Here is a 13,719-nt window from a genome sequence, read left to right as displayed (position 1 = left end):
TTTTAGTTTTTCAATTCTTCCAAAAATAAATAACAAAAGGATTAAAATCTTTTATTGGGATTTTTTGTTCAAATGTCTATCTTTAAAAAATTAAGAATTTAGATTACTATTTAAAATGAAAGAAACTGTACACAAAAAACTAAATGAATTACAAGCCACTGCAATTTGCGGAAATGACATTAGTTCTTCCTGTCTTTATGTATCGGCTTTAACGATTATGTATGCTGGTCAATATGCTTGGATTTCCTTGTTAATTGTAGCAATTGTACTGTATCTTTTTAGAAAAATATATGGAGAAGTGGTTGGTGCGATTCCGCTAAACGGTGGAGCTTACAATGTATTACTAAACACTTCATCCAAAAAAATGGCCTCGCTGGCGGCAACCCTAACCGTTTTGTCTTATATGGCTACAGCTGTTATTTCGGCCTCAGAAGGAATGCATTATCTTCATGGTATTTTTTCTGTAATTAATGTACATATAGCTACCATTGTAGTACTGCTTGCCTTTACTTATTTGGCCATTTTGGGAATTGGTGAATCAGCATTTGTAGCCGTTATAATTTTTATTATACACTTGGTTACATTAAGTTTATTGGTTTTTGCTTCAGCTTGGTTTTTAATTAATAATGGTTTTGAAATCTTTCATTTAAACTGGAATTTACCCATTACTTCCAAAGGAATATCTCATGCCCTTTTTTTAGGTTTTGCCGCAGCAATGTTGGGAATTTCTGGTTTTGAAAGTTCGGCTAATTTTGTGGAAGAACAAGAGCAGGGTGTTTTTCCAAAAACACTGCGCAATATGTGGGGAATTGTTAGTTTTTTCAACCCTATATTGGCATTACTAATTATTTGTATTATTCCATTAACCGAAGTAGGCGCCCACAAAGAATCTCTTTTAGCCTTTTTAGGACATACGACAGGTGGTTCTTGGCTTGCATATCTTATTTCCATTGATGCTGTTTTAGTACTTTGTGGTGCAGTTTTAACTTCATTTGTGGGAGTTTCCGGATTATTAAACCGAATGACTTTAGACCGCATTTTACCTAATTACTTTTTAAAACAAAACAAGAGAGGCTCTAATTACCGAATTATTATTAGTTTCTTAATCCTTTGTGTATCCGTGTTGATTGTAACCGAAGGTAATATTGTAGTTCTAGCGGGTGTTTATACTTTTTCCTTTTTAGCCGTTATGGGCTTGTTTGGAATTGGAAACTTATTATTAAAATTCAAACGAAAAAAATTACCACGTCCTGAAAAAGCCAGAGGAATTGCTGTTGTAGCTGCTGTGAGTTTAGTAATTACTGCTTTTATAGGTAATATTGAATTAAATGTAGATTCCTTTTATACTTTTTTACAATACCTTGTCCCAGCACTTGTGTTTATTGGTATTATGCTAAATCGTTCTTTTCTAATTCTTGTTTTGATTCAAGCCTTAGAATACTTCTACAATCCACTACGAAAAATGGTGATTTTTAGCAACCGCTATTTGAACAAAATGAACTCAAAAATAACTTCACAAGAATTTGTATTTTTTACCAAAGGTGATGATGTTGCTATTTTAAACAAAGTAATGCAGTATGTACAGAATAACGAAACCACTAGGAAATTAAAAATTGTAAACATTAAATTAGAAGGTGCTGATAACCAATCTCTAATTCTTGATTTAAAAGTTTTAGACCGTGCTTATCCAGAAATTGATATTGAATTTATAGAATTGGAAGGTGTTTTTGGTCCTGAAATCATTGACGATTTATCTAAAAAATGGAATATCCCTAAAAACTTCATGTTTATTGGCTCTCCAGGTGATCGTTTTACCTATCGAATATCTGAACTTGGTGGCGTTCGATTAATTATGTAATATAATAACCAATAGTTTTATCAATACATTTAATATGAAAGAAATCTTTAATTATACCTTATTTGAAGATAATGGCTTTACTATTAAAGTAATTAGTATTATCAAATTAATTCTATTTATATTCTTAGTTCTTCTAGTTTTAAAAATTATTAGAAAAACAATCTACCGAATTGATAAAATTGATACTGCTAAAAAATACTCTCTATATAGTCTAGTACGCTATCTGGTTATATTTATTTCCATTATAGTTGGCTTACAATTATTTGGTTTTAACTTATCGGTACTTGTAGCAGGTTCAGCTGCCCTTTTAGTAGGTATTGGTTTGGGATTACAAAACCTTTTTAGCGACTTTATTTCTGGAATAATTTTACTTGTAGATTCTTCTATAAAAGTTAACGATGTCATCCAAATAAAAGATATTGTATGTATTGTACAGGAAATTAACCTAAGAACAACAACCGTTTTAACTCGAGATGATAAATACATTATTTTACCCAATACCGATTTAACCAGAAACCAACTCATTAACTGGACCCACAGTAAGCGTTCGTCTCGTTTTGACATTAGTATTGGTGTTGATTATTCTTCCAATGTTCCTCTTGTAATGCAATTACTCAAACAAGCAGTAGACAGTCATCCAGATGTGCTAAAACAACCTAGTGCCTTTGTTCGCTTTACGGATTTTGCTGATTCATCTTTAAATTTTTCTGTAATATTTTGGTCGGAAGAATTATTTAGAGTGGAAAATATCAAAAGCGAAATACGCCTAACAATACTTGATTTATTTAATCAAAATAGCATCTCCATTCCTTTTCCACAAAGAGTCATTCATCATATCAATAACGAAAAATAATTATGGATTTATTTCATCTGTTTTCTATTTTAATCGTATTATCAGCCGTTTTTGCCTACATTAATTTTCGATATTTAAAACTGCCTAATACCATAGGTTTAATGCTGGTTTCTTTAGTTTTCTCATTATTCATTCTTGCATTTGGCGGTTATTTCCCTGCTTTTACAAAAGACATTACAACCACAATGTACAACATCAATTTTAGTGAATTACTTTTAGAAGGCATGCTGAGTTTTATGCTTTTTGCAGGAGCCATTCACATTAAATTCAAAGATTTAAACAATGAAAAGTTAAGCATACTCTTATTTTCTACTATTAGTGTTTTGATTAGTACTTTTATGATTGGATTTGCCTCCTTTTATGTGTTGACTTTTATGGGCTTCAAAGTCCAATTGATACACGCCATGTTGTTTGGTGCATTAATCTCTCCTACTGATCCTATTTCGGTATTGAGCATTTTAAAAAGTGCTGGTGTTTCAAAATCCTTAGAAACAATAATTGCTGGTGAATCCTTATTTAATGACGGTGTGGCAGTAGTTGTTTTTATCACTTTACTAAAATTAGCTAGCCCTGGAGCCAATTTAGATGCTACAAGTATTCTGATGTTGTTTAGCCAAGAAGCCATTGGCGGTATCGTCATTGGTCTTATCATTGGATTTATAGGATTTAAATTCATAGCTAGTATTGATAATTACCAAGTGGAAGTTTTAATCACTTTAGCCATTGTTATGGGAGGTTACACATTAGCGCATTACCTCCATGTTTCTGGACCACTTGCTATGGTAGTTGCGGGATTAATAACAGGAAACCAAAGTAAAACACTAGGAATGTCTGACATTACGGCTAGGTATGTGGATGGTTTTTGGGAATTAATAGACGAAATACTCAACGCGCTTCTTTTTGTATTAATAGGATTAGAACTGTTAGTAATCCAAACAGATAGAAAAATAATCTTGGTAGCCATAATCATTTTAGGAATCACAATCATTACACGTTATATCTCTATTTTTATTCCTTCAATTTCGGTACGACTCAAAGAAAGAATCACTCAAAAAACAAGACTCATTTTAACTTGGGGCGGACTTAGAGGTGGTATTTCTATTGCGTTAGCATTATCAATAAACCCCGAATTTAACAAAGAAATTTGGGTAACCATAACTTACGTTATTGTTTGCTTTTCTATCTTAGTACAAGGACTGACAATTGGTAAACTGGCTAAAAAAATGCAACTGTAATAAAAAAACAAACCTTAATTCATCAATACTTTATTGTATTTATTACGGTATTCAATAGGCGTCAAACCTGTTACTTTTTTGAAAATAGTTCGAAAAGATTTGGTATCATTATATCCTATTTCAAACATCACTTCATTGATATTCTTGCGACTATTTTCAAAATTTCGCTTGGCAAATTCGATTTTTACTCGGTTAATGTATTCAAGAACAGAATTATTAGTTACTGATTTAAAGCGTCTTTCAAAACTACGACGACCTAAGCCTACATGAATAGCTAATTCATCAATAGAAATGCGCTCTTCTATATTATTTTCAATAAAATCTTGTGCCTTTTTTATGGCTTCATCGGTATGATTTTTTTGTCCTTGAAACAAGGAAAAAGCGGCCTGACTTTCTCTATCTATATCTATGGCAAAATATTTTGAAGCCAAAATTGCTGTGGCTCTATCGGTATATTTTTCTACCAAATGCAATAATAAATTCCAATAGGAATTAGCGCCTCCACTGGAATAAATCCGAGATTCCTCGGTAAGAATACTTCCCTCCACCACTTCTACTTTTGGGAACATAGCTCTAAATTCATTTTGAAATCCCCAATGTGTTGAACATTTTTTTCCATCTAATAATCCTGTAGCAGCTAATAAAAAGGCACCCACACAAAGTGAAGCTACTTCTGCTCCTTTTTTATACTGCTCTTGAATCCAAGGTAACACTTCACTATTTGCTTTAATAGCAGCTTGCATATCACCAAATAAAGCTGGAATGATAATCAAATCCGTACTTTTTACCTCACTAATCAATTGGGTTGGATTTACTGTATACAAACCACTATTGAGCTTAATTTCAGACTTTATCCCCACCAATTGTACATCAAACAAAGGCTGCATTTTGGCTACAGCTAAAAATTGATTCACCGTAGCAAACAAATATTGTGGATCAGCTATAGCTTGTAAAACCGATGATTCAGGAACTAAAATACTAATATGCTTCATTATATTCATTTTATATTCAACAATCAAAAATACTTTTTTTTGAGATGAATCCTTCTTTTACTGCAATCAAAAATACAAGTCATATAAAACCAATTAATACTAAAAACAAACATTAGTAATAATACTTTTATTACAATCAATTAAATTTAGTATATTGTAAATTAATAATTTACCAACTTAAAACCAATAGAATGAAAAAAATAACGATGCTTTTAGGACTATTGACCGTTTTGACAATTGTTTCTTGTAGAGACAAAAAAGAAATACCACCACCAACTGAACCAACAACAGCAGAAACATCTACTGAAGAATCTAATAAAGAAGCAGATGGTACATCGGTTAGTATTGGTTCTGATGGAGTTGATGTCCAAACTAAAGATGGAAATAAAGAAACCAATGTAAAAGTTGGAGATGGAGAAGCTAATGTAGAAATTAAAAAATAATTCTCTCTTTCAACAAAACTTAAAGCCAACACCAATGTGTTGTTTTTTTTTATTTCTTTAAAAACAGATATTAACTTTTTATAAATATTTTTTTACGTTTAATTTTAGTATTCCTTTTTTATATAATTTTATATAGCAAACATGTATTTGACGTAAATGCCCTTTTTGTTGTCATTATTACACATTAGAATTTACGTCTAAATCATGGAACTTTGTATTGTTATTAATCATTTAAAATTGAAATAAAATGGCAAAAGTATCTATCTATCTTAATTTTCAAGGCAACACTGAGGAAGCTTTTAATTTTTACAAAAAGGTATTTAATTCTGAATTTATAGCTCCTATCATGTACATGAAAGATGTCCCAACCCAAGAAGGACAACCACCTCTTTCAGAAGAAGATGGCAATAAAGTAATGCATGTATGCATGCCTATTTTAGGAGGAACACAAATTATGGCCACAGATATGTTAGAATCCATGGGGCACAAACTTACCATAGGAAACAACACCACCATCAACCTAGAACCCGATACCAGAGAAGAAACGGAACGGTTATTTAATGCCTTATCCGAAGGTGCTACTGATATTGCTCCTCTACAAGATATGTTTTGGGGTGATTATTGGGGCTGTTGTTTAGATCGTTTTGGTATCCGATGGATGTTTAATCATCATGTAGCAAAATAAAATTCATTGGTTCCTTACAGATTTGTAATTTTTCAATCAATATTATTTTCTAAAAAAGTGTTTTAGCACGCAACCTTCATTCGAAAAAACAATCTATTTCTATGAAATCATTATATCCTTGTTTATGGTTTGATGGTCAAGCCAAAGCAGCAGCCGAATATTATTGTTCTATTTTTCCGAATTCGAAAATTACTAACGAAAACCCAATGGTGGTTCGTTTTGAATTGAATGGATTTCAATTTATGGGATTAAATGGTGGACCACAATACCAATTCTCTGCAGCTAATTCTTATGTTATTGAATGTGATACTCAAGAAGAAATTAACCTTTACTGGGAAAAACTGGGAACTAACGGCTCCTACAATCAATGCGGTTGGCTAGACGATCAATTTGGGGTTTCATGGCAAATAGTTCCGGCTGTTTTAGAGAAATTAATGGCCGATCCAGAAAAAGCGCCACGAGTAATACATGCATTTATGCAAATGAGCAAATTTGATATTGAAACTTTAATGAATGCTTAAATAATGGGAAAACTGAATTCATTTACATTTATCACTTTGGATGGTTATTACAAAAACACCATGAATAATACTAGCTGGCATCATCACAGCGAAGAGGCTGCCCAATTTTCTGAAGAAAGCTTAGCATCTGGAAACACCTTGCTTTTTGGTAGAAAAACATACGAAATGATGGCTGGATTCTGGCCTACTCCAATGGCGAATGTATCTTTTCCAAAAGTAGCTGAAAGAATGAATCTTGCTAATAAATTAGTAGTTTCAAATAGCTTAAACCAAACGAATTGGAACAACACTCAATTGCTTCCCAATGATTGGTTAGCAGAAATCAAAAAACTAAAAGAAAATGCAAATATTACGCTTTTAGGTAGTGGTAGTATTTTAAAACAACTGGCTGAAGCCCAATTAATTGATGAATTTCAATTTCTAATTGATCCTATTGTTATCGGAAATGGCTTTTCTATATTCAAAGACATAATGGATCCAATCCATTTCAGCTTATTAGATTCAAAAATATTTCGTGATGGCTCAATATTAATCACTTATTCTAAAAAACAATAAAATGACAACAACAAAAACCAATAAAATTATCTTTTGGACTGCAACAATTTTAATTTTCTTATTTGAAGGTGTTATGCCTGCGCTAACGTATCAATCAGAAATGGCAAAAGAAGGCATCAAACATTTAGGCTATCCCGAATATTTTGGGAACGCATTAGTGGTATTCAAAATTCTAGGAGTTATTACTTTAGTGATTCCGCAAATACCAAAACGATTAAAAGAATGGGCTTATGCAGGTTTTGTATTTGACTTTCTTTTTGCAGCCATCAGCCATTATGCTATAGACGGAATGGGTTTTGAAGCATTCTTTCCATTTATTGTATTGACAGTTTTGATGGTTTCCTATGTGTATTATCACAAAATCAATTCGGTCAATTCTTGAGAAATATGTCTTAATCAGCTCTAAAATGATAGAAGTTTTTTGCACCAATATCACTTGTAAAAATCAGGCAGCTTTAATTTTACAAAAGCTGTCTGAAACTTTTGCAAATTGTTACTTCAATTTTGATTTAGAAGACTGTGATAATATCTTAAGAGTTGAAAGCAAAAAACACCATTTAAATGTTGATTCTATCCAAAATTTGGTTCGTGATTTAGGCTATCAAATCAGCGTTTTAGAAGATATTTAAAAGCTATTTTTTTAGTCTAATTGACAAAAATCAAAACACCATTCTAATCCTTTTTTATACCATAATTCGCCCTGAGAAACTTCGAGCGGACAATCAAAATTATTGGTATAAAGTGCTCCTGTTCCTAAACCTTGTGGCATCGGATTTTGTAATAAATAAGTCCATTGTGCAATGGCATTTAGACCAATATTACTCTCTAAAGCGGAGGTAATCCACCAATCAATTTGATGTTTTTCGGCTAAAGAAATCCACTCTTGCGTTCCTTTAAAACCACCTACAAAACTTGGTTTTAAAATAATATATTGGGGTTTGATTTTTTGCAATAATTCTTCTTTTTCTGCCAAGGTAAAGACTCCTATTAACTCTTCGTCTAAGGCAATAGGAAAAGGAGTGCTTTTACACAACTCTGCCATCCTGTCAGTGTTGTTTTTTTGAATCGGTTGTTCAATACTATGTAACTTAAAACCAGTTAATTGATTTAATTTAATTAAAGCTTCATTCAAACCAAAAGCTCCGTTAGCATCTACCCTAATCTCCACTTGCTCAGCGGTAAAATGAGACCGTATAAAGCGCAATAATTCCAATTCTTTATCGAAATCTATAGCGCCTATCTTGAGTTTTACACATCGAAAACCTTGAGCTAATTTCTCTTCGATTTGCTGTTTCATAAAAGCAGGTTCTCCCATCCAAATCAAGCCGTTAATTTCAATAGATTTTTTGCCTTCGGTAAAAGCAGAAGGAAAGAGCAAAAAAGGTGCTTCACTCTCTAAAGACTGAAAAGCCATTTCTACCCCAAATTGTATCGAAGGAAATTCTATTAAAGCTTCCCAAAGAACTTCTTTTCCTAACTGAATATTAGTGCAAGTCCACAGTAATTTTTCTTCATAATCCGGACGGTCATCTGCACTTAAACCTCTGAGAATTCCGCACTCTCCTATTCCTTGTTTTCCGTCTTTTTCCAAAACTAAAAACCAGGTTTCTTTTTCAGTCATCACACCACGGGAAGTTCCCGATGGACGTTTGAAATTAAGAATGTATTTATGATAAGTTGCTTTCATTTTTTTCTAACCATATTTTTTTTACCGCAAAGATTCGCAAAGTTTTGAGCAAAGGCTCGCTAAAATTTTTAAAAAGTTTCCAACTTCACCCTAACTATCTTAACATCAGTCTGTAACTATCAAATTAATATTGTTTGGTAGATTTTTTAACATTTTTTTCTCTGACTTACTAATCTCATCATTTAAAAAATTAGAGAAATCAGTCCATTCACCAACAATTTCACCATTTTTACGAATTGAAATTATTTTATTTTCACCATAAAAATAACCTACATTCTCATCATAATTATAACTTGAACCTCCAAAATAAAAATATGATTTATCAACTTTATATTCATCTATCCAACGAGTATTTGCTGTTTCCAAACTATGGCACTGCAAAAAACTTCTTGTCAAAGACGGAATTATTCCATACAATGATATATCATACAAAAAACATCCATTAATATTTTCTAAAAACTCTCGATAAAAAGCAGGAATAATAATTTTACTATCGTATTGAAACTCACATAACACTTCTTTACTAGCTCTTTTATAAATCATTAAACCCCAATTTAAAGGTGCTACCCAAGGTCTATGGAGAATATTCATTCTTCCTATTTCATCTATATTCGAATTATTAAAAAGATATTTATACGCTTGCTTTTTTATTGCAATATATTTATCTGGATATGAATCGATAACTTTAATTACGTCTTGCATTAAATTACTTCCATTTTTTTAACAACTAGTCACCGCTAAGTTTTTTATTAAAAAGTTCTCAACTTCGCTCAAACTCACAAACTTTCAAACCTAAATCTTTTCTCTTTATTCTATTTAACCAACTTCAAAACCCTTTCAAAATCTTCATTTTGAATTCCCGCTTTCGCAAAAGTCTGATAATCGGTCTTGATTTTTTGGGTCCAACCTACATTTTCAGTTACGTTTTGATTTTGATATTCTTTGTAAATTGCTTTCGCTTTTGAATATTCACCGTTTAATAAATAGGCATGCGCCAAATTCAATTTAACCAACAACTCAGCATCATCCAGTTTTTCGCCTTCTTTAAGTGATTTAATGGCTTTTCCGTACTGTTTGGTTATAAGATAAACATAACCCAAATTAGCATAATCTAAAGCAGTTGCTTTATGTTGATTTACAATTTCGTTGTAATTTTTAATTGCAGCGCCATAATCTCCTTTTAAAATGCTATTTGAAGCTTTTGTTCTCAAATCATTAAAAACAGTGTTTGCAATTCCGGTTTCTTCAAAACAGTTTGCTCCAAAATCCTTATATGCTTTTGCCTGTTCCATAGGCAGCAGTTTTTGAAATTCCTGAAAAGTATATTTTTTTTGAATCTTTTCACCAATACAAACGCAGAAATCATCTGAATTTGCCATTTTTCTTGCCAATGCCGAAGTTTTGCATTGGCTAATTATGTTTTTCCTGTTTTCTAATGTCCATCCTCGGCTTAATTTAGCATCCACCCAAGGCACAACTTCCAAAATGATTTTTTGCTTCATAAACCAATTAGAACTTTCGAAACCAAAATATAATTTGGTAGTATTGGATTTTATACAAGCAGATTTATCGATAGAAAGTCGTTTCGCATCTTTGCTTACAGCAGTATTCTGAGCCAGACAAGCCTCAGCCATTTCTCCTTTTGAACTATAGACTTTTGCCAATTCATTCGTGGAAAAAATAGCGTATTTGCATTTGTCGTCTCCTGAGATTTTAGACATCAAGAAAACCGCACCAGCCGAACCCTGACTAATTCCTGTAGGATCTGGAATAGATTTCAGAACAGAAACCAAACTTCCCGCCATTTGCTGGTTATCATCCAAAAGCGTGATTCTATAAATCAATTCGGTGGTTCCTGATGGAAAATCATCAGTTTCTACAATGATTCTGTCTCTGGCTGAAACAACAACTTCTTTGTAAGTAGCTCTTTCTTTGTCCCAGTAGCCAGATTTCTGAGCAGAAATAGTCTGGTAAAAAATGCTAATAAATAGCACTAAAATTGTTTTTTTCACTGATGTTAGTTTATTAACGATACGAAACTAGCCCTGATAGTAGCGAAAATCCTTAGGTGGCGGGGTTCGCTGCCTAAGATTGTAGTGGATAGCAGGAAATAGCTCCAGCCACGTTCTTCGCAATTACAATTCAATACTATCGCCTATTTCCAGCAGCATCAAATCTTTGCCTTTATCAAAAAACTGCTGAATGGCTTTTTTATGATCAATTTTGATGTATCCAAAAGTATCGTAATGATACCCTAAAACCTTATCGCATTCCACAAAATCAGATGCCAGAATTGCATCTTGAACATCCATAGTGAAATTATCGCCTATTGGGAAAATAGCCAAATCCAGTTTGGTACGCATTGGGATTAACTTCATATCCATAGTCAAAGCGGTATCTCCGGCAATGTAAATATTTTTATGTTCCCCTTCAATAACAAAACCACCCGGATTCCCTCCGTTAGTGCCATCAGGAAAAGTACTGGAATGAATCGCATTTACATATTTTACTTTTCCAAAGTCGAAATTCCAACTTCCACCGTGATTCATAGGATGTGCCTGAAAACCTTTAGCAGCATAATAACCTGCAATCTCAGCATTAGAAACAATCACCGCTCCAGTGCGTTTGGCAATAGATTCAACATCTAAAACGTGATCTCCATGCGCATGAGTTAGCAAAATATAATCGGCTTTTAATTCATCAATATCGATATGTTCTGCTAATGGATTTGCCGAAATAAAAGGATCTACAATAAGATGTTTTCCACCCACTTTAATTCCTAAAGCAGCGTGTCCGTAATAGGTTATTTTCATATTTTTTTTTTTAAGTGATTAGTAAAAAGTAATTAGTCATCTATTAACTTTTGACTAATCACTAATTACTCTTAACTAGTTACTACTAAATTATCTTCCGCCTAAAAGCGTATTAACAACTATATCTGAAAAGAAGTAAATCATGCTCAATGACAATAAAACTGAAAGTGCAAAAGTACTTAATGCTAATTTTTTTAACTCAGGATCTAATGCTCTAGGCTCTTGATTTTTAGAAACCGTAATTAAATGTTTAGTTAAAGGAATATAAGCCAATAAAAACAGGTATTGATCAAACTTAAATTCGCTAATAACGGCAAATACCAAAGTCAAAACCATAGCGCCACCAATTAAAAAGTAATGGTATTTTTTAGCTTTTTCTCCTCCGATTTTCACTACAATAGTATTCTTCCCTACTTTTTTATCAGAAGCTTCATCGCGCATATTATTTAAGTTTAAAACACCAACGCTTAAAAATCCTATTGCCATGGCAGGTAAAATCAATTCGAAATCGACTTGTTTTGAATATAAAAAGTTCACTCCTAAAGTACTTACTAATCCAAAAAAAACAAATACAAACAAATCACCATAACCGCGATAGCCATAAGCTGTATTTCCAACCGTATATCTAATTGCCGATAAAATAGCTAAGATTCCTAAAATAAGATAGAAAACGGAGTAATAGATATTTGTATCACCAAATGCGTAATAAATCAACGCAATTGCCGAAAGCAACGTCAAAAATGAAGTTATTATAATAGCCCTTTTCATGGCAGCAGGTGTAATCACACCACTTTGAATGGCGCGTTTGGGTCCAATTCTATCCTCATTATCGGTTCCTTTCATTCCGTCACCATAATCATTGGCAAAATTAGAAAGGATTTGCAATCCTAAAGTAGTTAGAATGGCAAAGCCAAAAAGTCTCCAGTTAAAAACTTCGGTTGGTGTTAAAATTTCATCAGTAGGGTGCGCTAAAGCGTACATACTTCCTACTATAATTCCTGATACAGACAAAGGTAAGGTGCGCAATCTTGCGGCTTCAATCCAGTGTTTCATTTTGTTTTATTTAGTTGCTAAGAAACTAAGGTTCTAAGTTACAAAGCATTTATATTTTTTGTAGTTACTTTTTCTAAATCTGCTCATTGAGTACTGTGTACTACTTACTGAACTATGGTAACCATTTCTTTTCAAAATTAGGCTTTCTCTTTTCCAGGAAAGCATTTCTTCCTTCTTTAGCCTCTTCGGTCATGTAAGCCAAACGAGTCGCTTCTCCGGCAAAAACCTGTTGTCCTACCATACCATCATCGGTAAGGTTCATGGCAAATTTTAGCATTTTTATCGATGTTGGTGATTTAGCCAAAATTTCCTGAGCCCATTCGTAAGCCGTAGCTTCTAATTCGTCATGAGGAACAACTGCGTTTACCATTCCCATTTCAAAAGCTTCCTGAGCAGAATAATTACGCCCTAAAAAGAAAATTTCGCGGGCTTTTTTCTGTCCCACCATTTTAGCTAAATAAGCGGAACCATAACCTCCGTCAAAACTAGTAACATCGGCATCGGTTTGTTTAAAAATAGCGTGTTCTTTACTCGCGAGAGTCATATCACAAACCACGTGCAAACTATGTCCACCACCCACAGCCCAACCTGGAACTACAGCAATAACGGCTTTTGGCATAAAACGAATCATACGCTGAACATCTAAAATATTCAAACGATGGTAACCATCTTCTCCCACATATCCTTGGTGCCCACGTGCTTTTTGATCTCCACCACTACAAAATGACCAAATTCCGTCTTTTGTACTTGGCCCTTCAGCAGAAAGCAAGACCACTCCGATTGAAGTGTCTTCCTGAGCATCGTGAAAAGCGTCTAAAAGTTCTGAGGTTGTTTTGGGTCTGAAAGCGTTTCTAACATTTGGTCTATTGAAAGCAATTCTGGCAACACCGTTGCATTTTTTATAAGTGATATCTTCGTATTCTTTTGCAGTGATCCAATCCATTTTAATGGGTTTAAATTATTATAGCGTAAAATTAAAGCATTTTTTACACTTTATCTATCCTAGTCTTTTATTTAGCCTTAA

At 33.1% G+C, this 13,719-nt stretch carries 16 protein-coding genes; 9 read left to right on the top strand and 7 right to left on the bottom strand.

Annotated elements, in window-relative coordinates; all coding sequences use genetic code 11:
- Positions 1-115: 115 nt before the first annotated feature.
- From AC4FRF_RS05505 to AC4FRF_RS05495, 3 genes are read left to right on the top strand one after another with little or no spacing between them, the layout of a single operon-like run.
- On the top strand, positions 116-1,858 hold the full coding sequence (locus tag AC4FRF_RS05505; RefSeq protein WP_491158485.1) for an APC family permease: 1,743 nt from the start codon (positions 116-118) through the stop codon (positions 1,856-1,858).
- Positions 1,859-1,892: 34 nt separating this feature from the next.
- A complete protein-coding gene (locus AC4FRF_RS05500) occupies positions 1,893-2,711 on the top strand; it encodes a mechanosensitive ion channel family protein (RefSeq protein ID WP_491158484.1) in 819 nt (272 codons plus the stop codon).
- Positions 2,712-2,713: 2 nt separating this feature from the next.
- Positions 2,714-3,946 carry a cation:proton antiporter gene (locus AC4FRF_RS05495; RefSeq protein WP_491158483.1) on the top strand — a complete coding sequence of 411 codons (1,233 nt, stop codon included), beginning with the start codon at positions 2,714-2,716 and terminating at the stop codon, positions 3,944-3,946.
- Positions 3,947-3,960: 14 nt separating this feature from the next.
- Here AC4FRF_RS05495 and AC4FRF_RS05490 read toward each other — a convergent pair whose 3' ends face one another.
- Positions 3,961-4,938 (bottom strand): GlxA family transcriptional regulator, encoded by a 978-nt coding sequence (locus tag AC4FRF_RS05490; RefSeq protein ID WP_491158482.1) that lies wholly within the window; start codon positions 4,936-4,938, stop codon positions 3,961-3,963.
- Positions 4,939-5,129: 191 nt separating this feature from the next.
- Here AC4FRF_RS05490 and AC4FRF_RS05485 point away from each other — a divergent pair, with 191 nt between their 5' ends.
- The 6 genes from AC4FRF_RS05485 (at position 5,130) to AC4FRF_RS05460 (ending at position 7,771) form a co-directional block, all read left to right on the top strand.
- Complete coding sequence (locus AC4FRF_RS05485; protein ID WP_491158480.1) at positions 5,130-5,381, top strand: hypothetical protein; 252 nt, start codon at positions 5,130-5,132, stop codon at positions 5,379-5,381.
- 247 nt (positions 5,382-5,628) lie between these two features.
- Positions 5,629-6,066, top strand: a complete 438-nt coding sequence (locus AC4FRF_RS05480; RefSeq protein WP_491158479.1) for a VOC family protein — start codon at positions 5,629-5,631, stop codon at positions 6,064-6,066.
- 101 nt (positions 6,067-6,167) lie between these two features.
- Positions 6,168-6,587, top strand: a complete 420-nt coding sequence (locus AC4FRF_RS05475; RefSeq protein ID WP_491158478.1) for a VOC family protein — start codon at positions 6,168-6,170, stop codon at positions 6,585-6,587.
- Positions 6,588-6,590: 3 nt separating this feature from the next.
- A complete protein-coding gene (locus AC4FRF_RS05470) occupies positions 6,591-7,142 on the top strand; it encodes a dihydrofolate reductase family protein (protein WP_491158477.1) in 552 nt (183 codons plus the stop codon).
- A gap of 1 nt (position 7,143) precedes the next feature.
- Positions 7,144-7,524, top strand: a complete 381-nt coding sequence (locus AC4FRF_RS05465) for a DoxX family protein (RefSeq protein WP_491158476.1) — start codon at positions 7,144-7,146, stop codon at positions 7,522-7,524.
- A 25-nt stretch (positions 7,525-7,549) separates the two neighbouring features.
- Positions 7,550-7,771, top strand: coding sequence for a hypothetical protein (locus AC4FRF_RS05460; RefSeq protein ID WP_491158475.1), 222 nt, complete (start codon positions 7,550-7,552; stop codon positions 7,769-7,771).
- Between the two features lie 11 nt (positions 7,772-7,782).
- On the opposite strand, the gene AC4FRF_RS05455 is transcribed toward AC4FRF_RS05460, so the two are convergent.
- The 6 genes from AC4FRF_RS05455 to AC4FRF_RS05430 all read right to left on the bottom strand — a co-directional run bounded on the left by AC4FRF_RS05455 (position 7,783) and on the right by AC4FRF_RS05430 (position 13,638).
- Positions 7,783-8,829 (bottom strand): o-succinylbenzoate synthase, encoded by a 1,047-nt coding sequence (locus AC4FRF_RS05455; RefSeq protein ID WP_491158474.1) that lies wholly within the window; start codon positions 8,827-8,829, stop codon positions 7,783-7,785.
- 105 nt (positions 8,830-8,934) lie between these two features.
- The gene (locus tag AC4FRF_RS05450; protein WP_491158473.1) at positions 8,935-9,531 is read right to left on the bottom strand and encodes a hypothetical protein; all 597 of its coding nucleotides are present in this window, start codon (positions 9,529-9,531) and stop codon (positions 8,935-8,937) included.
- Positions 9,532-9,641: 110 nt separating this feature from the next.
- Positions 9,642-10,841, bottom strand: coding sequence for a tetratricopeptide repeat protein (locus AC4FRF_RS05445; RefSeq protein ID WP_491158472.1), 1,200 nt, complete (start codon positions 10,839-10,841; stop codon positions 9,642-9,644).
- A 123-nt stretch (positions 10,842-10,964) separates the two neighbouring features.
- A complete protein-coding gene (locus tag AC4FRF_RS05440) occupies positions 10,965-11,642 on the bottom strand; it encodes a metal-dependent hydrolase (RefSeq protein WP_491158471.1) in 678 nt (225 codons plus the stop codon).
- Between the two features lie 90 nt (positions 11,643-11,732).
- Positions 11,733-12,695, bottom strand: coding sequence for a 1,4-dihydroxy-2-naphthoate octaprenyltransferase (gene menA, locus AC4FRF_RS05435; protein ID WP_491158470.1), 963 nt, complete (start codon positions 12,693-12,695; stop codon positions 11,733-11,735).
- A 112-nt stretch (positions 12,696-12,807) separates the two neighbouring features.
- The gene (locus AC4FRF_RS05430; protein WP_439228843.1) at positions 12,808-13,638 is read right to left on the bottom strand and encodes a 1,4-dihydroxy-2-naphthoyl-CoA synthase; all 831 of its coding nucleotides are present in this window, start codon (positions 13,636-13,638) and stop codon (positions 12,808-12,810) included.
- Positions 13,639-13,719: the final 81 nt, after the last annotated feature.

The sequence above is a fragment of the Flavobacterium sp. ST-158 genome (assembly GCF_058309975.1).
The sequence above is the reverse complement of the archived record's forward strand: the minus strand, read 5'-3'. Positions and strand labels throughout refer to the sequence as shown.

What these genes read in the sequence shown, in the direction of transcription:
- AC4FRF_RS05505 (WP_491158485.1), top strand. Translation starts at nt 116, where the DNA reads ATGAAAGAAACTGTACACAAAAAACTAAATGAATTACAAGCCACTGCA.
- AC4FRF_RS05500 (WP_491158484.1), top strand. Translation starts at nt 1,893, where the DNA reads ATGAAAGAAATCTTTAATTATACCTTATTTGAAGATAATGGCTTTACT.
- AC4FRF_RS05495 (WP_491158483.1), top strand. Translation starts at nt 2,714, where the DNA reads ATGGATTTATTTCATCTGTTTTCTATTTTAATCGTATTATCAGCCGTT.
- AC4FRF_RS05490 (WP_491158482.1), bottom strand. Translation starts at nt 4,938, where the DNA reads ATGAAGCATATTAGTATTTTAGTTCCTGAATCATCGGTTTTACAAGCT.
- AC4FRF_RS05485 (WP_491158480.1), top strand. Translation starts at nt 5,130, where the DNA reads ATGAAAAAAATAACGATGCTTTTAGGACTATTGACCGTTTTGACAATT.
- AC4FRF_RS05480 (WP_491158479.1), top strand. Translation starts at nt 5,629, where the DNA reads ATGGCAAAAGTATCTATCTATCTTAATTTTCAAGGCAACACTGAGGAA.
- AC4FRF_RS05475 (WP_491158478.1), top strand. Translation starts at nt 6,168, where the DNA reads ATGAAATCATTATATCCTTGTTTATGGTTTGATGGTCAAGCCAAAGCA.
- AC4FRF_RS05470 (WP_491158477.1), top strand. Translation starts at nt 6,591, where the DNA reads ATGGGAAAACTGAATTCATTTACATTTATCACTTTGGATGGTTATTAC.
- AC4FRF_RS05465 (WP_491158476.1), top strand. Translation starts at nt 7,144, where the DNA reads ATGACAACAACAAAAACCAATAAAATTATCTTTTGGACTGCAACAATT.
- AC4FRF_RS05460 (WP_491158475.1), top strand. Translation starts at nt 7,550, where the DNA reads ATGATAGAAGTTTTTTGCACCAATATCACTTGTAAAAATCAGGCAGCT.
- AC4FRF_RS05455 (WP_491158474.1), bottom strand. Translation starts at nt 8,829, where the DNA reads ATGAAAGCAACTTATCATAAATACATTCTTAATTTCAAACGTCCATCG.
- AC4FRF_RS05450 (WP_491158473.1), bottom strand. Translation starts at nt 9,531, where the DNA reads ATGCAAGACGTAATTAAAGTTATCGATTCATATCCAGATAAATATATT.
- AC4FRF_RS05440 (WP_491158471.1), bottom strand. Translation starts at nt 11,642, where the DNA reads ATGAAAATAACCTATTACGGACACGCTGCTTTAGGAATTAAAGTGGGT.
- menA (WP_491158470.1), bottom strand. Translation starts at nt 12,695, where the DNA reads ATGAAACACTGGATTGAAGCCGCAAGATTGCGCACCTTACCTTTGTCT.
- AC4FRF_RS05430 (WP_439228843.1), bottom strand. Translation starts at nt 13,638, where the DNA reads ATGGATTGGATCACTGCAAAAGAATACGAAGATATCACTTATAAAAAA.